19 protein-coding genes and 2 pseudogenes are annotated in these 24,122 nt (G+C 38.6%); 9 read left to right on the top strand and 12 right to left on the bottom strand.

Annotated features, from left to right (window positions below; all coding sequences use genetic code 11):
- Nucleotides 1-45: 45 nt before the first annotated feature.
- Together FN732_RS00300 and FN732_RS09795 are read right to left on the bottom strand one after the other, a co-directional pair.
- The gene (locus tag FN732_RS00300) at nt 46-597 is read right to left on the bottom strand and encodes a tyrosine-type recombinase/integrase (RefSeq protein WP_281279901.1); all 552 of its coding nucleotides are present in this window, start codon (nt 595-597) and stop codon (nt 46-48) included.
- A pseudogene (locus FN732_RS09795) lies at nt 580-792 on the bottom strand (phage integrase SAM-like domain-containing protein); the annotation flags it as partial. The gene FN732_RS00300 and the pseudogene FN732_RS09795, both read right to left, overlap by 18 nt.
- A 92-nt stretch (nt 793-884) precedes the next feature.
- Here FN732_RS09795 and FN732_RS00295 point away from each other — a divergent pair.
- Nucleotides 885-1,943, top strand: a pseudogene (locus FN732_RS00295) (IS481 family transposase); the annotation flags it as partial.
- Between the two features lie 329 nt (nt 1,944-2,272).
- Here FN732_RS00295 and FN732_RS00290 read toward each other — a convergent pair.
- Genes FN732_RS00290 through FN732_RS00250 form a run of 9 tightly spaced genes read right to left on the bottom strand, consistent with a single transcriptional unit; the run spans nt 2,273 to nt 13,834 of the window.
- A complete protein-coding gene (locus tag FN732_RS00290; RefSeq protein ID WP_142933377.1) occupies nt 2,273-6,127 on the bottom strand; it encodes an Eco57I restriction-modification methylase domain-containing protein in 3,855 nt (1,284 codons plus the stop codon).
- A complete protein-coding gene (locus FN732_RS00285; protein WP_142933375.1) occupies nt 6,108-6,383 on the bottom strand; it encodes a type II toxin-antitoxin system RelE family toxin in 276 nt (91 codons plus the stop codon). Before FN732_RS00285 ends, FN732_RS00290 begins: the two co-directional genes overlap by 20 nt.
- Complete coding sequence (locus FN732_RS00280; protein WP_142933373.1) at nt 6,376-6,609, bottom strand: ribbon-helix-helix domain-containing protein; 234 nt, start codon at nt 6,607-6,609, stop codon at nt 6,376-6,378. Before FN732_RS00280 ends, FN732_RS00285 begins: the two co-directional genes overlap by 8 nt.
- A 53-nt stretch (nt 6,610-6,662) precedes the next feature.
- A complete protein-coding gene (locus FN732_RS00275; protein WP_142933372.1) occupies nt 6,663-9,776 on the bottom strand; it encodes a helicase-related protein in 3,114 nt (1,037 codons plus the stop codon).
- A gap of 17 nt (nt 9,777-9,793) precedes the next feature.
- The gene (cmk, locus tag FN732_RS00270; protein WP_142933370.1) at nt 9,794-10,450 is read right to left on the bottom strand and encodes a (d)CMP kinase; all 657 of its coding nucleotides are present in this window, start codon (nt 10,448-10,450) and stop codon (nt 9,794-9,796) included.
- The gene (locus FN732_RS00265; RefSeq protein WP_142933368.1) at nt 10,422-11,762 is read right to left on the bottom strand and encodes a nicotinate phosphoribosyltransferase; all 1,341 of its coding nucleotides are present in this window, start codon (nt 11,760-11,762) and stop codon (nt 10,422-10,424) included. The genes cmk and FN732_RS00265 overlap by 29 nt, the downstream gene beginning before the upstream one ends.
- Nucleotides 11,762-12,421, bottom strand: a complete 660-nt coding sequence (locus FN732_RS00260) for an endonuclease III domain-containing protein (protein ID WP_185954181.1) — start codon at nt 12,419-12,421, stop codon at nt 11,762-11,764. The genes FN732_RS00265 and FN732_RS00260 overlap by 1 nt, the downstream gene beginning before the upstream one ends.
- Nucleotides 12,414-13,199 carry a 3-deoxy-8-phosphooctulonate synthase gene (kdsA, locus tag FN732_RS00255; RefSeq protein WP_142933366.1) on the bottom strand — a complete coding sequence of 262 codons (786 nt, stop codon included), beginning with the start codon at nt 13,197-13,199 and terminating at the stop codon, nt 12,414-12,416. The genes FN732_RS00260 and kdsA overlap by 8 nt, the downstream gene beginning before the upstream one ends.
- Complete coding sequence (locus FN732_RS00250; RefSeq protein ID WP_142933363.1) at nt 13,196-13,834, bottom strand: hypothetical protein; 639 nt, start codon at nt 13,832-13,834, stop codon at nt 13,196-13,198. Before FN732_RS00250 ends, kdsA begins: the two co-directional genes overlap by 4 nt.
- A 501-nt stretch (nt 13,835-14,335) precedes the next feature.
- Here FN732_RS00250 and FN732_RS09520 point away from each other — a divergent pair.
- Complete coding sequence (locus tag FN732_RS09520) at nt 14,336-14,473, top strand: hypothetical protein (RefSeq protein ID WP_185954180.1); 138 nt, start codon at nt 14,336-14,338, stop codon at nt 14,471-14,473.
- On the opposite strand, the gene FN732_RS00245 is transcribed toward FN732_RS09520, so the two are convergent.
- Nucleotides 14,465-16,243 carry an ABC transporter substrate-binding protein gene (locus FN732_RS00245; RefSeq protein WP_246051234.1) on the bottom strand — a complete coding sequence of 593 codons (1,779 nt, stop codon included), beginning with the start codon at nt 16,241-16,243 and terminating at the stop codon, nt 14,465-14,467. The two genes, FN732_RS09520 and FN732_RS00245, sit on opposite strands and share 9 nt — an antisense overlap.
- A gap of 101 nt (nt 16,244-16,344) precedes the next feature.
- Here FN732_RS00245 and FN732_RS00240 point away from each other — a divergent pair, with 101 nt between their 5' ends.
- The 7 genes from FN732_RS00240 to cas5b all read left to right on the top strand — a co-directional run bounded on the left by FN732_RS00240 (nt 16,345) and on the right by cas5b (nt 24,112).
- Nucleotides 16,345-16,941, top strand: a complete 597-nt coding sequence (locus FN732_RS00240; RefSeq protein WP_142933359.1) for a Rad52/Rad22 family DNA repair protein — start codon at nt 16,345-16,347, stop codon at nt 16,939-16,941.
- 60 nt (nt 16,942-17,001) lie between these two features.
- Complete coding sequence (gene gyrB, locus FN732_RS00235; RefSeq protein WP_142933357.1) at nt 17,002-19,416, top strand: DNA topoisomerase (ATP-hydrolyzing) subunit B; 2,415 nt, start codon at nt 17,002-17,004, stop codon at nt 19,414-19,416.
- A gap of 12 nt (nt 19,417-19,428) precedes the next feature.
- A complete protein-coding gene (locus FN732_RS00230; RefSeq protein WP_142933354.1) occupies nt 19,429-19,842 on the top strand; it encodes a gamma-glutamylcyclotransferase family protein in 414 nt (137 codons plus the stop codon).
- Between the two features lie 111 nt (nt 19,843-19,953).
- On the top strand, nt 19,954-20,775 hold the full coding sequence (cas6, locus tag FN732_RS00225) for a CRISPR-associated endoribonuclease Cas6 (protein WP_142933352.1): 822 nt from the start codon (nt 19,954-19,956) through the stop codon (nt 20,773-20,775).
- On the top strand, nt 20,775-22,475 hold the full coding sequence (gene cas8a1, locus FN732_RS00220) for a type I-B CRISPR-associated protein Cas8b1/Cst1 (protein WP_142933350.1): 1,701 nt from the start codon (nt 20,775-20,777) through the stop codon (nt 22,473-22,475). Before cas6 ends, cas8a1 begins: the two co-directional genes overlap by 1 nt.
- Nucleotides 22,468-23,406, top strand: a complete 939-nt coding sequence (gene cas7i, locus FN732_RS00215) for a type I-B CRISPR-associated protein Cas7/Cst2/DevR (RefSeq protein WP_142933348.1) — start codon at nt 22,468-22,470, stop codon at nt 23,404-23,406. The genes cas8a1 and cas7i overlap by 8 nt, the downstream gene beginning before the upstream one ends.
- Nucleotides 23,393-24,112 (top strand): type I-B CRISPR-associated protein Cas5b, encoded by a 720-nt coding sequence (gene cas5b / locus FN732_RS00210; RefSeq protein ID WP_142933346.1) that lies wholly within the window; start codon nt 23,393-23,395, stop codon nt 24,110-24,112. The genes cas7i and cas5b overlap by 14 nt, the downstream gene beginning before the upstream one ends.
- Nucleotides 24,113-24,122: the final 10 nt, after the last annotated feature.

Genomic DNA, 24,122 nt, shown 5'->3' with positions numbered 1-24,122 from the left:
ATGCCTTGAAACTAAGGTGAGTGCAAATTGGGTGCAAAAGTGTATTTAAATAGGGAGTTTTCTGATTGCATCTTGGAGATGATAAGGAGCCAAGTGAGCGTAGATTTCGGTTGTCCTGTAATCTTGATGCCCTAAAAGTTCCTGAACCGTTTTTAAGTCCACCCCACTCATTACCATTAGGCTGGCGAAAGTGTGCCTTAAATCGTGAACTCTTAAATTAGGGAAACCAGCCTTTTTGAGATAACCTTTTATCTTGTGATAGATGTAATCCTTGTGATAGGGAACTACTTTTCCAACGGCTGGAAGTCTTTTCTCTACTTCAGCTCTTAGTTTAGGGTGCAGGGGAATGACCCTTGTCTGATAATTCTTAGCTTTTCTTACTGTTATAACTCCTCTGTTAAGGTCAATATCTTTCCACTGAAGGTTGGCAACTTCTGAAAGCCTCATCCCTGTATAGATGAAAATCTTAAAAACAAAAGACCAGAAATCATTATCTATAACTGACAAAACTCTCTCAATTTGTTCTGGTAATAAAAAGGCTGGAGGCTTCTGCTGAACCTTTAAGAGTTTATATCCCTTAAAAGGATGTTCTTTTATAAACTCCCATTCAACTGCTTTAGTTAGTGAGGCCTTTAAATGTCTTAGGTGAGTATTCACCGTGTTCCTGGAAACTCCCGTTGCTAAAAGGTGTGAGATGTAATCGTCTAAATGCTTTTTAGATAAAGCCTGAAGATAACAATCTCCAACTATTTCCCTAAAATTTCTTAAAACGTAAGCTCTTTTTCTGAAGGTAGCATAGGCAAAGTTTTCTCTTGTTGAAGTTCAGAAAGAAGATGGACACCCTAAAATAAGATTTAAACTCCAACAAAAGGAGGTGTCCACCAATGAAACAATTAAAGAAATTCAAAGGAACATCCCTGCACATATCAAATACACCCTTCAAAAAAACAATCAAAAGAGGAACGAAAATAAAAACCAAACTCGACCTAACAAAAGACCCAAACGTGAGAAAAAGACTTAAATGGATTCAACATTACGAAAAACACCAAAATGCAAGACTAACCTGCAGATACTTCGGAATAAGTCCAACCACCTTCTACAAATGGAAAAATAGATACAAAAAGTACGGTTTAGAAGGCCTCAAAGACAGAAACAAAAGACCCCACAGAGTAAGACAACCTCAAATAGAACCAGAACTTGAACTTCTCATAATCACAGTGAGAGAAAAATTCCCTACCTGGAGCAAAGAAAAAATATCAGTCTTTATAGAAAAATACCTCGACATAAAAGTCTCTCCTTCAACCATCTACAGAGTTTTAAAGAGAAACAATCTGATAGAAAGAACCAGAAAACTCACATGGAACTTTAAGAAAAGAAAACAAATAGGGAGAAAGAACCGCACCAGAAGAGGACTTAGAGCCGATAAACCCGGAACAGTCCTCATAGACGTCAAATACCTCTACTGGTGCGGAAAAACCTTCTACCAGTTTTCAGCAATAGATAAATTCACCAGAATAGGCTTTGCAAAGGTTTATTCTACAAAAAGCAGCAGGAGTGGGAAAAGGTTCTTCCAGGAACTTGAAAAGTTTCTTCCCTTCAAAATAGAGAAAGTTCAGACAGACAACGGAAGTGAGTTCCTTGGTGAGTTAGAGGATTACCTTAAGGAGAGGGGAATAGAACACTACTTCAGCTATCCGAGGTCTCCCAAGACCAATTCCCACGTTGAAAGGTTCATACAGACGGTGGAGAAGGAACTGTGGATGATAGAAGGGACTGAGCCGACAGTTGATGAGATGAACAGAAAGCTATTTAGGTATCTAAACTTTTACAACTTCGTTAGGCCTCATCAAGGTCTTGGTTATAAGACTCCAGTAGAGAAGTTTGAGGAATATATTAAAAAACTCCAGGGTGTCCACCATGTATTGAACGAGAACAGTAGGTTGCTAATACCATCAATGGTTATTATATTTTGCTCTACATTAATTCCTCCAGGAATATTACTATTATTTTCAATAGACACACTCATTTTTGTCGTAGGAGTATTCATTACTCCTCCTTATCATGATTGTTAAATATGTTTTGGCTAACGTTTATTCTTGAAACATTTCTATTCTTTGAAATATTTACTATTTGTTCATTCTTCTCTTTTCTCTTGCTAAAATTAAACTTAAGAACAAAAACTACTGTTACAGTTAATGCAACAATAAAAAAAAAACATTAATTTAAAATCGAGTGGAGTATTTAATAAAGAAATTTCCATTTTAACCTCCTCTTATATGCTCCGTGCTTTATTAAGCCTATTATATACAAGCTCGGCGACGGCGTAGTAGACTTCTTTGCGTTCCTCTTCTGTTAGGCCGAGGGCGTCAAAGACTATGTCATCAAGGGCTTTTCGGTCGGGGAGCGGGTTGGGTTCTTGTTCTCTTATCGGTTTGTTCGGGTCAAAGCCAAGTTCAGTGAAAATTGAAAGAATTTCGAAATTTTCATTTAGTAGAGAATCATCTTTAATAAAATCTGGATTAAGCATAAGACTTTCTTTATAAACTATTACATCTATATCAGAAATCGCTTGAGCTCCCGTTAATTGGCGAGAAGATATTTCTACAAACAAGCGAAAAATTAGTGAATTGAGGGTAATTAATATTTTTTTACTATTCCTTTCCTTTTTAAGAAAAATATCATATAAAATTTTATCTACTAAAAACTTCCCATTTTTCCAACAACCGAAACGTTCTCCAACCTTTGCAGAAACAATAAAATCGCTAATTTTTCTGTTTCCTAAATTCCACCACTCTTTTCTACTCCTACACGTAGGTCTTTTGTGGAATCCCTGTTTTTCTCCCCACTTTATATAGTCAAGGGCAAAAGTTTTTGAGAGCTCCTCCCTATTTCTGTTGCACATAAAAACTCTGTACTTTAAATCCTCTTCCCTTACAACTATTGTTTTGAGCTCCCTCGGGCTTTTTATTACAGGTTTTAAAAACTCTTCCTCTATCAGAAAGAGCCTGTAGTCCCTATCGTTCTTTTTCCACCTGCTCGGCTTTACAACCCTTAATCCCCCCTCCTTAATTTCATCGATACCGGATATTTCCCTTAAATTCTCAATTCTTTCAATTTCCTCACTGCCGATTTTCTCGGTTACATCCTCAACGTAGAAAAATTCGTTTGCCCCTGTTTTTATGCCGAACCTAACTTCTGCAATGTCTCCAAGCCTTACAAGTTTCCCCTTTCCCTTTTTGAGAATTGTGAAGAAAATATCCGGAGCTCTTAAAAACTTCCCTCCCCACTTGTTGCCCGAGTACTTTCCGTCTTTCGTTCCGTCTTTTAAAAGGTCTTTCTGTTTTATTGGAAAAACCCTAAAGGCTTCTCCGTTAACAACGTTCTCTGAGAGCTCCGTCAAATCTTTATCCTCCACTTTCGGCTCCAAGCTGTATATAAACTTTAGGTAGTCCTTGAACTTTTCGCTGTTTACTAAGTCTGAGAAGGGAGCTCTCCACATTACAAACCTTGCGGTGTTTTCAAGATTTTCCTTCTCTCCTCTCTTATCCGTCGGTGCAGATGTAAAGACAATTACCGTATTAACGTCGGCCTCTTTAAAGCTCCTCTTACTCTGGTTGTCGTTTATTGAGTAGATTTTTGTCCTTTTGAGTAGAAACTCCTGGAGTGTCTTTCCGAAATCAACGTCAAGGAACGAGTTTGACGTTATAAATGACAGTGTTCCATTCCTGTTTAAAAGGCTCAGAGCTTTAAAGTAGAAGTAAACGTACAGGTCGGCTTTTCCGTCCGGTTTAAACTCTTTACCATACAGGTTAACGACCATACTTTGTAGTTTCTCTTTATACTCTTTTTTAAGCTTTTTCCATTCAGAAAGTTTATGTTTGTAGTCCTCCTCGTTTTCGTTAGGTGGAGCTATTTTCTCCTGCCTCACGTAGGGTGGATTGCCTATAACTATGTCAAAGCCTCCTTTATCACCATAGAAAACTTCAACAAAGTCTATATCCCAAATGAATGGTCTCTTTCCTTTTTTAAGGGCTTCTTCTGTTTTCTGCCACAGTGCTAATTCTTCCTCAAGCTCTTTTATTCTCTTCTCTTTCTGTTTTTCAAAAAGCTCCAATTCCTTCTTTTGAGTCTTACCGAAGAGGTCCTTTTCAAAAGAGGGCTGGCGCAGTTTTTCGGAGTCAATTTTTCTTTTAATTTGCCTGATTTTTTCCTCTACTATTTCTCTAAAGAGGTTAAATTCCTCCTTTTCAATTTCCCACTTCTTTGGAGCTCCAGGCACATTTTTGGCGTAATCAAGTTTTTTCTTTTTAAGATTTGTGATTTTCCTCTTTATTCCTGAAGAGAGGGGAAGTGTTGAAAGGAGCTCTTTCCTCTTACTCCTCAAAACAGAAAAGTCTATTCCTCCAATTTCCTCTATGAGGCTGTCTCCCGCCCTTACTTTAAAGGAAAGGTTTGGAAGGAGAGGTTTTAGGAGAACTTGTTCCCTTGAGAGGTTTGACTCCACAAGGAGAAAGAGCCAGAGTCGGAGCTCCGCTATCCTTACAGCCCACTCCATTACATCAACGCCATAGATGTTGTTCTCTATTATCCTCTTTCTGAGTGCGTAGGAGCTCTCCCTCTTCTCAGGGTCAAACCTGTACAGTTTTTCGTAGAGTTTGTAGAGAAAATCAACCATCCCAACAAGGAATGCTCCGCTTCCGCAGGCAGGGTCAACAACTTTGAGGTCGTTTAGAGCTCTCTCCAACGTTGTATAGATTTCCCTGTTTTCCGGCTTAAAGTCGTCGTTGAAGATGAATTCGTAAACTACATCTTCCGGCAGTTCCGTGTTTTTTAGAAGGTAAAAGAGGAGTGACTGAGTAACCATAAACCTTGTTTCGGGCTCTTTTGTGTAAACGATTCCCTTTGAAATTCCCTCTGCATCTATCTCCCTCTCAGGATTTTGAAGGGCAGATGAGGAGTCAATGTGAACCAACTTTTCGTAAACCGTTCCTATGAACTCCGGGTTAACGGCAAGGTCTCTATCGTCCTCCAAGTCCTCAACAACTGTAAAGTTGTAGCCGTTCAGAAAAGGAATAACCCCCTCCTTACTTCTGCTGTAAGGGTCTTCTTTTAGGAAAAATTCATCGGGAACTTTAAATTGAAGCTGGTCCAATTCGTTCTCCTCAAAGAGTCCTCCGTTGAGGTATGGAGCTTCAACTAATACCTTTCTTACCCTTTCAGGAAGGTAACTGTACTTTGAATTTATCTCTCCCCTCTTTCCGTTAAATGCGTAGAAAAAAAGCGGTTTTAACCACTCCGAATAAAATGTATCCCTCTTGTCAGGGTTTTTCTCTAAAAATTTCCTGTACTCCTTTACTAAAAATCCTATAAGGCTTTCATTCTGCGGCAGGTTGAACCACTCCCTTTTTTTCTGAATGAAGTAAACAAACGTGAGCCTGTTTAAGAGCTGGTGAGCCGCCTCCTTTGATTTTTTTTCTGCCTTTTCCGTTTTTCCCTTTATCTGGCGGTAGATTTCTGCCCAGAGCTCCTTAAAGTAACCCAAATATCTCTTGAAAAACTCCTCATTTATTTTCTCAATTCCAAATGTGTCTAAGAGCTCCCTTAACGTAGGATTAGGCGAGTTTTTGAGCTTTGAAAGCTGAAGGCAAACCGTTTTGGAAGCCTCTCCTTTTCCAACAATGAAGGAGAACCTCTTTGGAGAGGTGAGGAGCTCCTTAACGCCATTTTCGGTGTAGGTGTAGTTCTTTAGGACAAATGAAAGCCTCCAATTTTCCGATTCGGACGTGTAAAAGGCAACCAAGGCAGATTCTGCACTGTAGTCATCAATAATCCTTGCTACAAAATCTCTCTGAGTTTTCCTTGCCCTTTCAAGGGTTAACTCCCTGTTGAGTTCAACTGTTAGAAAGAGAATCCTGTTGTTTTCACTGTCCTCGTAGGTTCCAAGAACTTCGGCCTTTTTAATGGCCTTCCTGAACCTCTCAGGATAGTCTTCTAAATCCGATATCTCAAATCTCTCATTAAAGTCTGCCGATTCAAAGACAGTTTTCAGGAAATTCTCAAAATTTGACCTATCAAAAGAATTTTCTATAAGCTTTCTTACAGATTCATCACAAGTTTTTATAGACATTCTTCCTTTTCCCTATTCTCAAAATTAATATAATGAGTTCGTTGTTTTTTATTTTAAAAATTGCTCTTACCTTCCTGGCGATTACAAATCTGTAAAGTTCATTACTTCCACGAAGTTTTCTTACTTTTTTCGTTTTTATGAGAAGTTCGAAATTTTGAGCGAGATATTTTAACTTTTCAGCGATAAAAATTCTTTCATCTACTGTAAATTCCCTTAAATCCTTTTTAGCTACTTCAGAAAACATAAGTTTATACATCTATTCCAAGCTCCTTAAAAACCTCCTCAGCTTCATAAACCTTCATTTTTCCTTCCTCTATCTCTTGACTTATCTTTTCAGCAACAGCTACATCTAAATAATCAAAGTAAAAATCAAGTGCCTTTTCTACTATTTCCCTTTGACTGACTCCAAGTATTTTAGAGATGGTGGAAAGCTCTCTTGCAAGTGATTCGTCCATACTAATCAATTTCTTGGTCACAGGCATTAATCCTCCATATTTGGTTTTTGTATATTTGATTTTATATCTTTTTCTATATCCTAACAATTTCCAAAGTACTGGGAGATTATAACCTCTAAGGGAGAATCAAAGTTTTCCCGTCTTTTCTTCTCCTCAAGTGGGAAGTTGTCTATAAAATCGATTAAGACTTTTTTCCTTTCATTTAGGGTTTTAGCCTCGTTAAGTTTCTTTGATAAGTCTTTAAGAGCTCCTTTCGGGACACTTCCGTTGATTACCGCATCTAAAAGTTTCTGAACGGATTCCTTTTCTGAGGAATTCTTGAGTGAACTTTTTAGAGCTCTTAAACTATTAATCAAATTTTTCTCAGTCCTTGAAAAGCTCTTTCTGCTCCTTGACTTTTCCCTTTCCCTCTCAAGGGATTTCTCAAAGGCTTTCCTGTTTTTATTTAAAAGTTCGTAGTAAACGGTATCTGGAATCTTCACTCTTTTTTCCGATGGTTCCGTTTCTAAGAGCTCCACTGCTTTTAAAAAGTCTATCTCCTGAGGTTCCCTATCCCTGTAGGATATGTAAATCTTTTTAAGTTTTCCCTTTTTAAATAGGGTTATCAGGAACTCCCTCTTAAATCTCCTCCCTGAGCGAGCCTTTTTAGGTAGTTTCTTTATTCTCTCAAAGAGCTCCGGCTCCTCTTCCCTAATTTTCCTCAAAAGCTTCACGTATTTCAGGAAAGATTCCTCCTCATCCTCCTCTATAGTGTTAATCCTCTCAAACAGACCGTGGGCATCTACTTCCTCTTCCTCTGTTAGGTACTTTGCATCCTCCCCTAAGGCTTCATGGAACGCTTGCAGTTTTGCCACAGCTGCAGCTTCAAGACCTATTTCCTTTTCAGTTGCTCCTACGGGGAAAAAGTTGTAGATGTAAATTTCCTTAAACTCTGTTCCTACTCTGTTGATTCTCCCTACCCTCTGTAAAACCCTCGTCGGATTCCAGGGAATATCGTAGTTGACTATAACGTTTGAACGGTGGAGGTTTATTCCCTCTGCCAGAACATCGGTGGTTACGAGAAATCTAATGTTGTCTTCCTTCCTCTTTGCATTTGGGTCAAAGTTAGAAATTATCTCTTCCCTTAGTGAGGATTTTGACTTTGACGAGTAAATTAGAACACAATCTCCAAATGTTTCCTTTAGCTTTTCTCCAACGTAATCTGCAGTTTCTGACGACTCTGTAAAGATGAGGAGCTTTTTGGAATTTTTGAGAACGGAATCCTTCTTCAGGAGTTTAAGGAACTCCTCCAACTTGGGGTCCTTTTCTATTCCATACCACCTGTTCCTTAAAAGCCTTATTTTTTCCGTGTCAGACCTTAGGTTTTCTTCAAACTCTTTTGAGAGCTCCTCCTTTTTATACTCCTTAACCTTTCCTTTCTCTACAAGTTCTAAGAGCTCTTCAAGGTTATCCTCGTCTAAAAGCTGGTATACATCAACTTCCTTACTAACGTAAACCTTTCCCTTCTCCTCAAACATTCTTAAAAACTTTTCGTGGGAGTCCAAAAATCTATCTAAACTCCTCTTGAACGCTTCAAAACTGCTCTCTAACCTCTTTAAAAGGAGCGTTTTCATGAGGCCGGAGAGGTTCATCTGTGAAAGGAGTTCCGGGTCGTTACTCTTAAGTTTTTTCTTTAGGTAAAGGGCAGGTCTGTACCTTGCATAGGATAGGTCTTTAATCGTCTCTATCGTTTCATCGTAGAGTTTTTCTAATTCTCTATCAAGTAGGTAGTAAATTCTTTTCGGAGGATTAATCCTTGGAAAGGAAACTTTTTGCGTTTTTAAATCCTCCTTAAAGTACTTCTCTACCTCTTTTCTTGTCCTCCTTACCATGACATACGTCAGGATTTTACTCCTGATTTCTTTTCCGCACTCCTTTAGAACTTCTTTAAATCTCTTCGGGTCTTTTTTTCTATCAACCTCCTTTATTCTCCTCTCCAACTGGGAGAAAAAGTCCTCAAGGTTTGTAACTCCCGGTATGTTTGAACTGTACCTCTCCTGAAAGAGTAAAAGCTGGCTCTTTATATCGGAAGGTCTGTTGTTGTAAGGCGTAGCTGTTAAGAGGATAACCTCCTTACCCTGACATATTGAGTGTAAGTTTTTATAGCTTTGGGTATCCTCGTTTCTAAACCTGTGGGCCTCATCAACAATAACAACGGGATAATCCTCAAATTCCTTCGGGGAAAGCCTTGATAGACGTCCTGAGGAGATTACCTTTGCCGGAACTCTAAATTCCCTCAGTACATCTTCCCAGTAATCAATTAGGTGAGGCGGTGAAAAGACCAAAACCTTCTTCCGAAGTTTTGCTGTAAGCATAGCTGCAATTACTGTTTTTCCAAGCCCTACAACGTCTGAAAGGAAAACTCCTCCGTACCTTTTGAGTTTTGACTCGGCATCAACAACAGCCTCCAACTGGTACTGAAGCTTTTTAAACCCGGGTGGAAGGAAGAGAAATTCATCCTTCTTATCGTAGTCAATCTGGTCGTAGAGAAACTCGTAGAGGAACTTTAAGTAGAGTTCGTAGGGGGAAATCGTATCGTTGAGCCACGTTTTTTCCCTAACTGTTTTAACAACTTCCTCAGAAATTTCAACAGACTCTCTCCAGAGGGATTCAAACCTGTCTATTGCAAATTCAACATCTGCCCGATTTTTTAGTTCTACGTTAAACTCCAAATTTTCCTTAAGCCCTGAAAAGGTAAAGTTTGAAGAACCTGTTATGACTCTTCCTAAGTCTATCCCGGTTCTGCTCTTGAATATGTAGACCTTGGCATGTAAAGGGGAATGGGGATAGTACCTTATTTCCAATTTTCCTTCTCTTATCCAGTCGATAAACTTCCTTATTGCCCTCTCTCTTTCGGGGAAATCCTCGTATTCTCCGCTTGAGAGTTCTACCACTACATTATTAAGGTACTCTTCTTTTAAATCAGATATATTTTTTGCCCTTTCTAATAGATTAAATACCTCTTTTCCAACCTGCATTCCAACAATGATTCTTATTCTATCAACCTTTTCAAGTTCATCTTGAAGCTCATAAAGGCCGGATAGGTAAAAGTAACCGACGATAATGTCTAATTCTTTTGTATCTTTAAATAGTGTTTTAAACCTGTCTATTAATCTTCTTCCCTTTTCGTTTGTAAAAAACGTTAAATCGTTCATTGAATTGTTTCCTAAACTTAATTATTGATTAAATTTGATATTGTTTTTAAAACTTCCTCTAAACTTTTTCCCGTTGTATCAACAATAACCGCTCCCTCCGGAACTTTTAGGGGAGCAAACTCCCTGCTTTCGTCCTTTTTATCCCTCTCTATGACTTCCTTTAAAACTTCCTCAAAGGTCACGTTAAATCCCTTCTCCTTTAGTTCCTTATACCTCCTTCTTGCCCTCTCCTCAGGGAAGGCTGTTAGGTAGATTTTCAGGTCGGCCTCTGGGAATATGTACGTTCCTGCATCCCTTCCGTCTATAACAATCTTTTTTCCGACAGCCATTTCCCTCAAGAGCTTAACAACGAACTCCCTAACCTCCGGGAACTGAGCAACCTGAGATGCAAGAACTCCTCCCTCAGGTGTTCTTATTTCTTTCGTTACATCCTTTCCGTTTAGCAGAACTCTTCCATTTGGTAAAAGCTCAACATTTATGTTTTTTATGGCCCCCAAAACTTCTTCCTTTTTTGTTAGATTAACTCCCTTTAACTTGCAGAAGTAACCAATAGCCCTGTAGAGAGCTCCAGAATCAAGGTGAACGTAGCCAAACCTCTTTGCAATCTCCTTTGCAACAGTACTCTTTCCTGCACCTGCTGGTCCGTCAATTGTTATTATTTTCGGCTCCTTCAATCTCTTCCTCCTCTAACTCCCTCTCAAGCGACTTGTATAGTTTCTTCAATTTTTCACTTACATGAACGGGATATTCTACTTTTCTATGGATGTCTTTAATTTCATCGGGGAGCTCCGAAAACCTCCTAAGGAAGAACTCCCTGCTCTCTTTCAGTTCGGGAAGTTTTTTGACAGGCTTTCCGTTCTCAATTACCTTTTCTAAAAGTGGTTCTCCCTTTAACTTCTCATCAAACAGGGAAACAACGTCCTCTCCTTCCCTCCTGAAAACCTGTTTTCTTCCGGGGTACATTCTCTTTCCGGGACTCAGCTTCATAACAGGTTTTCCATCGTACTCAACCAACTTGTAGACAAAGTCTATATAGGGAGAGTCTGCAGATGTTCCAAACTTCGTTCCAACTCCAAAAGCATCAACGGGAGCTCCTTCCTTCAAAATCTCATCTATCCTATACTCGTCCAATCCTCCACTGACAATTATTTTCGTCTCTGTAAATCCAGCTCCGTCTAAAATTCTCCTGACCTCTTTGGAGAGCTCTACAACGTTTCCGCTGTCAAGCCTCACTCCCCTGAGTTTAACTCCCATCTCTTTAGATACCTTAACTGCCTTTTTTGCTCCCTCAACCGTATCGTACGTATCAATCAGCAAAACTGCCTTTTCCGGAAATGCCTTTAAAAACGCTCTGAAGGCTTCCTCCTCACTTTCAAAGGACATTATGAAAGAGTGAGCAACGGTTCCAACTACCGGCATCCCGTAGACCTTTCCCGCTAAAACGTTCGAGGTAGAGTTAAATCCTGCCAAGTACGAGTTTCTTGCAACCTTCATTCCGGCATCAAAGCCGTGGGTTCTCCTCAGAGAAAAGTCTGAAAGTCCCCTTCCCCTCGAAACGGAGAAAATCCTTGCAGCCTTTGTTGCTATGAGAGAGGATATGTGAATTTGGTTCATAACTGCAGTTTCCAAAAGCTGAGCCTCGTAGATGGGAGCCTCTACCCTTAAAACGGGTTCATTTTGAAAGAAAACCTCACCTTCCCTCATTGAGTAAACTTTTCCCGTAAACTCAAACTCCTTTAGAAAGTCCAAGAACCAGTTTGGAAAGAGGTTTAGAGAGTAAAGGTAGTCAACGTCCTCTTTCGAAAACCTTAAGTTCTCAATCAGTTCAACAACATCGTTAAGGCCTGAAAATACCAAATAGTTTCTGTTTTTTGGGAGCTCCCTTACAAAAAGTTCAAAGGAAGCCCACTCTTTTTTACCGTTTTCTAAATAGGCGTAGAGCATCGTTAATTCGTATAGGTCTGTAAAAAGGGGTGAACTCTTCATCATCTCCTCCTTTTAACGCCAACTTTAGGACAGAGCCCCGAAATTGGACACTGGGAGCACTTTGGAGATGTCGGGTGGCAGATGTGCTGTCCCAGTGCAACTAATAGTTCGTTAATTTCAATCCAGTACTCCTTCGGAAGTTTTTCCCTCAGTGCAAACTCTGTCTCCTCCGGCGTTTTTGTTTTAACGTAGCCGAGCCTGTTCATAATTCTGTGAACGTGTGTATCAACACATATTCCAGGTTTTCCAAATCCTAAGGTTACAACTAAGTTTGCAGTTTTCCTTCCAACGCCGGGAAGTTTTAGGAGCTCCTCTATCGTGGAGGGAACTTTTCCTCCGTACTTCTCTACAAGAATCTTCGCAATTTCTTTCAGACTTTTGGCCTTTCTCCTGTAAAACCCAACTGGATAGATGAGATTTGAGATTTCCTCCTCCGTGAGTTTTAGTAAATCCTCGGGAGATTTAACAACCTGAAAGAGCCTGTTTGATGCTTCCTCTGTAACCTTATCCTTTGTTCTAAGGCTCAGAACCGTTGAAACCAAAATCTTAAAAGGGTCGCTCCCTGTCTGAGCCATAAGTGAAACGACAGGAACATCCCAGTTTTTCTTTTCTTTCCTTAAAATTTCAATGATTTTTCTAATTCTCTCGTTTTCACTCACTCCAGAGCTCCCTAACCTTTTTTTCAAGTTCAAATAGTTTACCAATGAGAATTCTAAAATCCTCAAGTTTTAGCATGTTTGGGCCGTCAGAGAGGGCTCTCTCAGGTTCTGGGTGAACCTCAAAAAATAGGCCGTCAACTCCAACGGAAACCGCAGCCCTTGAAAGGTAGGGAATAAACTCCCTGTCACCTCCGCTTGACTTTCCAAGCCCTCCAGGTCTTTGAACCGAATGGGTAGCATCGTAGAAAACCTTAACTCCAAACCTCTTCATTATCGGCAGTGAGCGAAAGTCTACAACCAAGTTATTGTAGCCAAATGTTGTTCCTCTCTCTGTGAGCCAAACTTCCTTGACCCCTGAAACTTTTAGTTTCTCCACAACGTTTCCCATGTCCCAAGGAGCCATGAACTGTCCCTTTTTTACGTTAACTGTTTTTCCCGTTTTTGCAGCGGCAACTAAGAGGTCTGTCTGTCTGCACAGAAACGCCGGAACCTGAACAACGTCAACAACCTCTCCGACAGGTTCTGCCTGCCAACTCTCGTGAATGTCAGTCGTTATCGGTAGGGAAAATTTCTCTTTTACCTCTAAAAGGAGCTCCAGCCCCTTTTCAAGTCCTGGCCCCCTGTACGAGTGAATGGAGCTCCTGTTTGCCTTATCAAATGAGGACTTAAAGATAAACGTATGTTCTGGGAACTTATCCTGGAGCTCCCTTATAGTTTTCCCCACCTCTAACTGTGTATTCCTATCCTCTATAACACACGGCCCAGCAATTACTATCATTCAACCTCCCTACAATGGCTTAACTCCTTATAGTACTTCTTTGGTATTAAGATTATTCCTGGAATACCATACCATTTAATTTTGAAAAAAATTTCCTTTTCCGACTCTTTTTTGAACACAGGAACTTCCCTTGTTAGCTTGTAATAAATTTCCTTTGAAAAGAGAATCAATAAGTTTTTCTTCCTTGAAATCAGGTAAATAAGGTATAACTCAAATAGAGAATATACGAAACCAAAAGTGAATGTTACCGGAGACATAATCATTCCAATTAAGGCCAGGAACTTCCTGGATTTGGATTGACCTTTAAAAACGTCAATTGGAGCCTTAATAAAACTATCCCAGGACAGTTTAACGGAAAGCTTAGGGACATTTACTATTGACAGTTCCAATTTTTTAAAACCATTATTTTTTATCAGATTGACAAATTCATCATAATTTAGAGTTTCGCTTAATTTTTTATCCAAAAAGATGTCAAAAATAGCAAAAAGGCAAAATATTATTCCATATGTTCTCTTTAAAAGAAAGAGAAAAAGAACTCCCAGGGTAACAGCAAAAGACAAATTTATCTTTCGTGGATACTCATTTACCTGTAGCAAGTCGTTTCTTTCACTTATGTTAAATCTCCTAATAAACATCATGATTTCCCACGTCAATTAAAATGATTCCTTTTTAATCACTGCAAATATTAAAATTATTTTGTTAATTTATGAAGTCTAAGAAAAAAGTAATTAGGGTTTAATTCAAGCAACAATCTATCAGTTCAGGATGCTTAAAGTAGTATAACTTCCTTTCCTCACTAAAGCTTTGATTTTCTTGTATCCTGCATCTATTCAGAGATATTCGGATGAGAATCTAATTCCATTTTCTTCTATCCTGAATCCTGTTTTTCCTATGTTACTACTCTGTGAGGATTTTCTAGACAGGTTTTGCTGACCTAATTCTTTATGAGGTAGTTTACTTGATTCCAGAGCCTTCCTGCATGATGGATAAGGTATCTATTAACTATTACTCTTTTTGCTTTCACCGGTTTTATGTTATATCTTTTGGTAAGTTATACGCACCTGCGGGCTTTTATCCCCTCCTTTTGGCGTAGGGTCTTTTCGCCCGCGAAAGATAATCATGTTTGGAGCAAAGCTTTGAAGGAGAGGATAAAGAATCTGTACCTAAAATTTAAGAAGCTGCCGAAGAGGAAACTCATCCTCTATTCGGCGGCCATTAAGCTTTTAGAAGTTGCCGTTTCAACATACTTAATAAAAAAGTTCTTTCTACACTGATTTTTCGTTGATGAAAATTCTCTCAGGCTCGTAAGTTCCCCAAACCGTCGGGTAAAAGTTCTTCACTCTGTTCCTTGCAGCCTCTAAGACAATAGGAGCTGCAATGTAGATTAAAGGCTGTTCGTAGGATACTATCCAGTAGGCCTTTTTATAAATTTCCACTCTTTTCTTAAAGTCAAGTGTTTTAGCTCCGAGTTCAAAAAGTCTGTCTACTTCAGCTTCCCAATCGGTTTCAGGTTTCTTTTGATTCGGATTCCATAGATGGAGTTGGCCGCTACTCATCCAGACGTTCTTCCCACCGTTTGGGTCTATTGAACCTGTTAAGCCAATTATTACAGCATCAAAGTCGTGAGTATGGAGCAACTTTTCAACCAAGTTGTTAAAGTCCAAAGGCTGGAAGTTTACCTTTATTCCTATTCGTTTTAAGTCGTACTTTAGAATTGCACCAATCTGGACCCTTGCCGGGTTGTTTGAGTTCGTAAGCAGGTTAATTTCAACTCTGTGTCCATCGGGGGTTTCCAACCAACCATCTCCATTCCTGTCCCTAAGGCCTACTTTCTCTAAGAGCTCTTTGGCTTTTCTCAAGTTGTAGGGAAACTTAGGATAGTTCTCATCCCAGTAGAGTCTGTTTGCCGGAGTAACTGGAGAGTAAACAGGATAACCGAGTCCGTTGTAAACCGTTAGAACTATGCCCTTCCTGTCAACCGAATGTGAGATTGCCCACCGGAAGAGCCTGTTCCTGAAGAGTTTTACTTTCCACTCCGGAATAGTTCCCCTCTTCTGGTTGAAGGATATAAAATCGGCAGTTAGAGAGGGCCCCAAGTTGTAGATTGTATAGTCACCTTTACCCTTTGAGAGCGCTGGATAGTCGTTTCCCCTCATGGAGTAAAAGTCTATTTCATCTACTTTGAACTTAAGGAGCTCCGTATTCTTATCGGGAACTATGAACTTTACCTTTTTATCAACGTAGGGGAGTCTTTTCCCGTAGTTATCAACTTTCCAGTATTTCCTGTTTCTCTCGTAGATTAAGTATTGGCCGGGGAGGTACTTAACGAGTCTGTAAGGGCCCGTTCCAACCAGTTTTTCAGGAGGGGTTGAAACGTTCCAGAACTCCATGAACTTTCCACTCTCCACTGCCACTTCAACAACGTGCTTTGGAAAAATTGGAGCGGACAGGGAGTATAGGAGGGGGGCAAAGGGAACGGGGAGTAAAAACTCAACTGTAAACCCATCAATTTTCCTGACTTTCGGGAGCTTTCCATCAACTAAAAATGAATCCCTCGTAGAGTTTGGAATTTTCTCGTTGAAGTAAATTCTGTTAAATGTAAAAACAACGTCATCGGCAGTAAACAACCTTCCATCAAACCATCTAACGTTTCTTCTCAACTTGAAAATCCACCTTAAACCGCCATCCTTAAATTCCCACCTTTTGGATAAGCAGCCTTTAGGTTTTAAAGTTTTCAAATCAACATCAGTCAATCCCTCAAAGAGCTCTCCAACGGCATCTGTTGAGGAAGTTTCGTTGGCCAGAACCAAGTTGAACGTTTTAGGGTCTGAGGATGTGGAGGAGTAGAGCGTTCCACCGTAGATTCCCGGCAAAAAACTTGCACTGTTTAAATCAACCTTTCTTCCTATTTCTCCTCTATTCCCCTTTCCTTCAGGCTCAGGGTAGATTAGAGCTCCACAGAAAGGGGTTAGAGAGAGAGCTCCGACACCTAAAACACACTTTAAGAGAATTCTCCTTTCCTCACTGAAGCCTTTGATATTCAATAGCTTTTCTCCATTGAATTGTTTTAGAAAATTCATATATTTACTTATAGCTAAATTCTATCTGGTGCCCCGCAATCTAACCAAATCTTCAGGAGGTTTCCTTGAACTCCCAAAATCTAAAATACTGGAAGGATATTGTAGAAAAAATAGACCAAATTTTAGAAAGTGAAGGGGCTTCCGCCGTTCAGGAAGTTCCAGGTAGAGGAAGGACTCTCTATGGATACAAACCCCAATCTGTAATTGATGCTCTCAACAAGGTTGTTGGAGCAAAGAACTGGGGATTCAAAATCCTTGAACATTCTATAGATGGGGTAGAAAGGAAGGGAGAAAAGAGATACGTTGCATGGGTAAAGTTAAGGATATGGATTTTAGAAACGGAGGCTTTCAAGGAGGTTTTTGGAGGAAGTGAAAACTACACTCCCGGTGATGCTCTTAAGGGAGCGGTAACAGATGCAATACAGAAAGGGCTATCACTCTTTTCTATAGGTAGAAAAGCTTACAGGGGTGAACTGAAGGAGCTCTTACCTAAAAAGGAGGTGGAGAGAAACCAGAGAGCAACGGCAAAACAGATAGAACTCATAAAGAAGTTAGCAGCAGAGACGGGAACGGATGTATCAAAGGTCAACTTTAATCTCCTTACCTCCGATAGGGCATCAAAAATTATAAATGAACTGATAGGCAAGAAAAAGGCAAGTTAAATTAATAGTGCGGGGCACCAGACTGTATAATTCTAAGACATAAAATAGAGGGAGCTTTAAATGAAGAGTGGTGAAAAGTACGATGCATCGGCAATAAAGGTTCTTGAGGGGCTTGAGGCAGTTAGAAAGAGACCGGGAATGTACATTGGAGATACTGGGACCTATGGACTCCACCACTTGGTTTTTGAGGTAGTTGATAATAGCGTTGATGAGGCACTCGCAGGGTACTGTACAGAAATTGATGTCATTATTCATCCAGACAACTCTGTTACAGTTGCAGATAACGGAAGGGGAATTCCGGTTGACATACATCCAGAGTATGGAAAGCCAGCTGCAGAGATTGTTCTTACCGTTCTCCATGCTGGAGGAAAGTTTGAAAAGAAGGCCTACAAGTATTCAGGTGGACTTCACGGAGTAGGAGTTTCTGTTGTTAATGCCTTATCAGAGTGGTTGAAACTTGAAATTCATAGGGATGGAAAGGTCTACAAGCAGGTTTACGAAAAGGGAAATCCCGTAACACAGTTTACGTGTGTTGGAGAAACAAAAAAGAGGGGAACAATAGTAACCTTTAAGCCAGACCCAGAAATTTTTGAGGTAACTGAATTTAGCTGGGATATTTTGGCCAACAGGTTGAGGGAACTCGCTTTCTTAAACAAGGGATTAAGAATTACTCTTACAGATGAAAGGGTTGAACCTCCAAAAAAGGAGGTCTTCTACTACGAAGGTGGGATTGTAGAATTTGTAAAGAAGATAAACGAAAAGAAAGACCCTTTATTTCCAGAGCCTATCTACATATCAGGGGAAAAGGAAGACATTTTGGTTGAGGTTGCCCTCCAGTACAACTCAACGTACACAGAACAGATATTCAGCTTTGTGAACAACATAAATACCAGAGAAGGTGGTACACACGTTGCCGGGTTTAGGATGGCCCTTACGAGGGCTATAACCAAATTCATAGAGGAGAACAACTTAATTCCAAAGAATTCAAAGATTTCCGTTACTGGCGATGATGTAAGGGAAGGTTTAGTTGCAGTTATTTCTGTGAAGGTTCCGAATCCCCAATTTGAAGGTCAAACAAAAGCAAAACTGGGAAACTCAGAGGTAAGACCTGTTGTTGCCTCAATAGTTTACGAAAAACTCTGGAACTTCTTAACAGAAAGGCCTGACATTGGAAGGAAGATAGCAGAGAAAGTTATAACTGCTGCAAGGGCAAGGGAGGCTGCAAAGAGGGCAAGGGAGCTAACGAGACGAAAGAGTGCCCTTGAGGAGTTTTCACTTCCAGGAAAATTGGCAGACTGTTCCGAGAGGAATCCAGAGAGGACGGAGCTCTTTTTAGTTGAGGGAGATTCCGCAGGTGGAAGTGCAAAGCAGGGAAGGGATAGGAGATTTCAGGCCATACTTCCTCTAAAGGGAAAGATAATAAACGTTGAAAAGGCAAGGATTGAAAAGGTTCTATCTAACGATGAGATTAAGACAATCATAACAGCACTCGGTACCGGTGTTGGTAAGAACTTTGATATATCAAAGCTCAGGTACAACAAGATAATAATCATGACAGATGCTGACGTTGATGGAGCTCACATAAGAACCCTCCTCTTAACGTTCTTCTTCCGTCAGTTTCCAGAAATCGTCGAAAAAGGTCATCTCTACATAGCTCAACCACCCCTCTACAGGCTTAAAAAGGGAAAGAAGGAAATCTACATAAAGAGCGATGAAGAGTTAGAAAGGGTCGTTTTAGAGTTTGCCATTGATTCTGTAAAGCTACTGAGTAAAGAAGGAAAGGAAGTTAATAGAGAAGACTCCCTAAAAGTTGTAGATTCCCTTTTAAAACTCCAGAGGGTCATTTCCGTTCTTTCCAGAAAAAGGGATAGAGATTTAATCAGCCTGCTTTTGAGAATTGGAGCAGATTACAAGGAGCTCTATTCAAGAGAATCTGTAGAAAATTTAGTAGAAAAATTGAAAGAAAATCTACCGAGGGAACTTTCAGGCACGGAATTTAAAATTATTGAGGATAAGGAAAGTTGCTCGTTTAAAGTCCTTGCAAGAATTCCTTTCGACAAGTACTTGAAGAAAGAAGAGTTTGTCGATGAGGACCTTCTGATGTCAGACCTGTTTAGACAGGGTAGGGACTTAAAGAGCAAACTCAGGGAAGTTTTGGGAGAACCTCCCTATAGAGTTAGAACGGCTAAAGGAGAACTTGTTGAGTTTCAAACTGTAGATGAACTTTTCAACTACCTGATGGACAAGGGAAGGGAAGGAATATACATTCAAAGGTACAAAGGTCTTGGGGAGATGAACCCAGAACAGCTCTGGGAAACAACGATGAATCCAGAGAATAGGACACTTTTAAAGGTTACCGTTGAGGATGCTGTTCAGGCTGATGAGGTCTTTACAGTTCTGATGGGAGATAAAGTTGACCCGAGAAGGGAATTTATTCAGAAGTTTGCAAAGCAGGTTAGAAATCTTGATGTTTAGAGGGGAGCTCCTATGAGGTATCAGCTCCTCTTTGTTTACGGAACTTTGATGTCTGGGTTTTCCGCCCATGCCTTTTTAGTTGATTCCGTTTTTGTTTCCCACGGAGTTCTGTACGGCGCAAAGTTAGTCCATCTTAACGATGGTTATCCCGGGATTATTGAGGGGGAGGGAAGGGTATTTGGAGAGGTTTACAGGGTTGATGATTTAACATTAAGAGCCATTGATATGTTTGAAGACTTTAACGAGCTTTTTCCTGAAGAGAGTTACTACATAAGAAAGAAGAAATATGTAAGGTTAATACCAATGAGTGAGTTTGTAGAAGCTTGGGTTTACTTCTTAAATCCTTCCTTACTTTCAGACCTGGACTTTACAGAAGTTCCCTTTGGAAACTGGAAAGAGTTTCTGAAAAAATTCCTGAGAATGTAATTTTCTTTACAAAAATTAAAAAATTTCGTATATTGATTTTAATAATTTTGAGGGGAACTTGGAGATTTTATAGCAAACTTATCATTTAAGAACACTAATAAGAGGAAAGCAGTGAAGATTAAAATCTTGATTCATACATCAAAGGTTCCAATAATTTATAGACATAGAATTGTTTCTTTATTTAAAGAGGCTTTAAAATTATCGGACTTAGAATACAAACATTCTCTCTACGATTCGTGCGTTCCTAAAGCCTTTACATTCAACCTGTCCTTTCCTCAGGGCTTCACTATAAGAAAAGAACCTTTACAGATAGACAGTCAATTTACTCCAGAGAAATTTAGGGAGCTCCAAAACGTAGAAACCTTCTACCTTCCAGAAAACTCATTTTTAAGCTTATGGATAAGTTCAGCTGACTATCGGTTCATAATTTCCCTGTACAACGGCCTTAGAAATTTAGAGACGTTCAGATTTAGTACGGATGACACAATGTTAGTAAATGGAGAAAAAATAAACTGGAAAATAAAGAGGATAGCTCCTGTTAACGATAGGTTGGTAACCAAAAGAACAGTTACCTTGAAAACCTGTTCTCCGATTCTAATTGAGAAAAACATAAATGGAAAGAAGAAACCAATTTTATTTACAGATGACAATTTTGAAAAGGAACTTAACTTCACAATGAATAAGATTCTTTCTACTTTAAGAGGGTACGGTTTAAGAGAGCCTCTTTCCTTTAAAGAAATAAAAATGAGTGTTCAAAAGGTAAAACATACTCTGAAAGAATTTAGGGAGAAAACGGGCATTCCATTTATGACTTTAACAGGAAATAGAGGGATTTTCCAGCTTCAAGGTCATCCGGAAGATATTAATTACATCGTTAAGATAGGTATTGGAAACAGAACAGGACAGGGATTTGGAATGGTAGAGGTAAAGTAATGGAAAGAGTATATCTCGGAGATTGGCTTTATAATGCAGGAATTCTCGGTTTTTTAAATATAAATTCCCATTTGTGGAAATTAAGAACTGTTGGAGATAATCAGGAACTTATTTCAAAAGACGAGAGTTTGCTAAGGTTCGGAGATAACTACATAGAGTTTGATAGAAAAATCTTTGAAGGGTTTTCTGAGAAGTTTTTTAATTACGCTTTTAATCAGTATGGTAGGTATGAAAATTTGATAAAGCTTTTTAAGGAATATGTTAGCGATTTAGAATATCTGAAAGCTGAAAGAAATTTAGATTATTTAAATAGAAAGTACTTTCGTAGTAGAGTTCAGAATAATGAAACTTCTCAAAAAGTTTTAGTTGAGATTTTTGATAGATTTAAGAAGATACTTCAGGGATTTAAACTGTTAAAAAACAAATTGGGGAAGCTTCCTTCAAAAAATAAAATAAGAAAGGATATAGATCTTTTAATAAATATTCTTCGGAAAGCTATAGAAATATTAGAAAGAGACAAGAAAGAATTTTGGGAAACGGATGTTCAGATTTATCTAAGGAATATCTACGGTCAAAAAAGTTTCTTGAATCTTAGTGTGAATAAAGACATATTTAAAAAGTTTTATACAGATTTTGAGGAACCCCTAAGACAAAACAAAGTAAAAAAAGACAAAAAGTTCATATGTATATCATGTATGGAAAGAAAAGCAAAAAAGAATACGGTATTTGACACTGGAATTTCTAAGTTCTATGGTCTCAATCCAGACTCTGTAAACTTTGTATGGAACTTTGTTCCCAAACTTCCTTTATGCGAAATCTGTGAAATTATCTATTTTTCTTATTTTGCAGGTCTGACTCCTGTTCAAAAAGATGGACGAAAGATTTTCTATTTTGTTAATTCAGACAGTTCTGTTGTTGATTTAGTTAGTGAAAACAGGTTACTAATGAAAGTATTGAATCCGAATTTAACGCAGAATGTTCTTTTAGATTTCTTTACTCAACTTGTTTTAAAAGCATCTTATGAGAAGGCTCGTTTTACTCTTCAAAATATTGCCGTTTTAGAACTTGACTTGAATAATGAAACAATTCCAAAGGTTTATTCCTTTAATTTATCAAGAGAAAAAGCAGAGTTCTTAAGGGAACAAAAAAATAAAGAGATTCTAGAACAGTTTTCTAAGAGTTATTACAAAATAAAAGATACGAAAATTTCGATTCTTCTAGAAGTTATCCATTTGTTTTTAGAAAATAAACTTTATTTTGATTACTTGAATAAGATTGCAAAAATATTCATGGCTTATCAGGGTGGTTCAAGAAATTACGAAACAAATATAAATCCGTATAGGCTTCAACTTTTAACTCTAGTTATTTCAAAGTTTATTAACGAAATAGGGGATAAAAAGATGAGCGTGTCGAAAAAAGAAATGTGGGACGTTTATGACGAAGGTAGAAAACTTGCAGAGCTTCTAAGAAATAAAAATGCGGAAAACAAAATACAGTCAATTTCCTACAAGCTTTTAAATTCTCTTAGAATAGGAAACACTTCACAGTTTATGGATGTTTTGCTTAGGACTTATATGGCTTATGGTGAAGAGATTCCCTCTTCTTTTGTTAAGACTTTGCAAAATAAGGAGAATTTTTACTGTATCGGATACAGTTTTTTAAACGGATTACTTGGAGAGGAGGTAACAAGCAATGGTTAACTTACAACCAAAGGGGTTAACGGTTTCAGTAATCTTTGAGGCTATGAGTTTGAACTATGGAGAGGGAGTAGGAAATATCTCAGAACTTAAAAAGCTTTCCCGTTCAGGCGAACTTTTGTCGTACGAATCAAGACAGGCGATTAGATACGATATCTACAGAATGTTGAAGGAATTGTTTTCCGTGGATAGCGGTAAGGAAGAGCCTTTAACGGCAGAGCAAGATGTTGTTCAGTTTAAACCTGAAGCCAATATAAAAGACTACGTAGAGGCTGACTTATTTGGTTATATGAAAACAGAAAAAGACCGGGGAGCTTTAACACGTCCTGCAGTCGTAAGAATAACGCCCGCTATATCCCTTGAACCTATGTTCTTAGATGTAGAATTCGGAATAAATTTAAAATTTGCTCAAAGAGCAGGAACTACTCCGAATCCGTTTCAATTTGAGCATCACTTATCTCTGTATTCCTATACAGTCACGATAGAGTTAGATAGGGTTGGAGAAGATCCGAATGATAATATCTCACTTGAACCTTCCGAAAAGGCAAGAAGAGTTAATATGGTTTTAGATGTATTGAAGGTGTTAAACAGAAATATTAAGGGTAGGATGGAGAATTTGAATCCTCTCTTCTCCATTGGAGGAGTTTACAATGTTAAAAATCCGTTTTTCTTGGGAAGATTGAAGGTAAGATATAATCGTGAAATGAGGAAATATCTTTTGGAAACATCAATTATTTCGTCAGTTCTTGATATGAGTTTTAACGGAAAGAAAGTTAAGGATAATTCTTACATAGGTATTGTGGATGGATACTGGGAAAATGAAGAAGAAATAAAGGAACTTTTGCCTGAAAAGGTTCTTAATGTTAATGATTTCTTTGAAACTCTAAAAAATCAAGTAAATCAATACTATGGAGTTAAAAGTGAAACTTCTTAAAATAAAGGCCTATCAAGCTTTTGCAAACTATAGAAAACCTATGAGTTTTAATTTCTGGGACAGTTATCCCCTACCTCCTCTATCTACCGTTAGGGGTTGGTTTCATACTGTGATTGGTGCAAGCGAGTATATCCCTATGGCTGTGAGCATACAGGGGAAATTTTCATCTGTTGTTTATGATTTGCAGATGCTTGTGAAGTTTGATAGGAAATCAAGAGTTAAAGAAAAAGGATATCCGTTTTTGGAAGGATTTAATAAATCATTCTCAAAGTCTCCAACTTATGTGGCTAATATTTACGATGTTAGTTTAAATATATACATTCATGCAGATGAAAAATACTTAAAGTTGTTTAAGGAAAACGTTCTAAAGAATGAGTATCCTTCTCTCGGAAGGAAAGAAGATTTAGTCAGGATTGATCATATAGATTTTATTGAACCTGAAATTAGGGATTTTTCCGAAGATGAACACGATATTGATTACGGTATTTATTTGAATAAGGAAACAGCCCAGAGTTTGGGAATTGCAGGCATAAATTATAGGATGAATTTTAAATATAACAAGGAGTTACTGGAAAAAACTGGTCTTAGATATTTTGAAAAAAGGGAAGTGGTTTACATTGATGACGCTCTTATAGAGGACGGGGAGCTCCTTTTTGATAGAGAGGATAGCAGGATTATTGATTTAGTTGGAGACGTTAATGTGTAACGAGATTGTG

This window comes from Balnearium lithotrophicum, assembly GCF_900182585.1.
Classification (GTDB): Bacteria; Aquificota; Aquificia; order Desulfurobacteriales; family Desulfurobacteriaceae; genus Balnearium; species Balnearium lithotrophicum.
The sequence above is the reverse complement of the archived record's forward strand: the minus strand, read 5'-3'. Positions and strand labels throughout refer to the sequence as shown.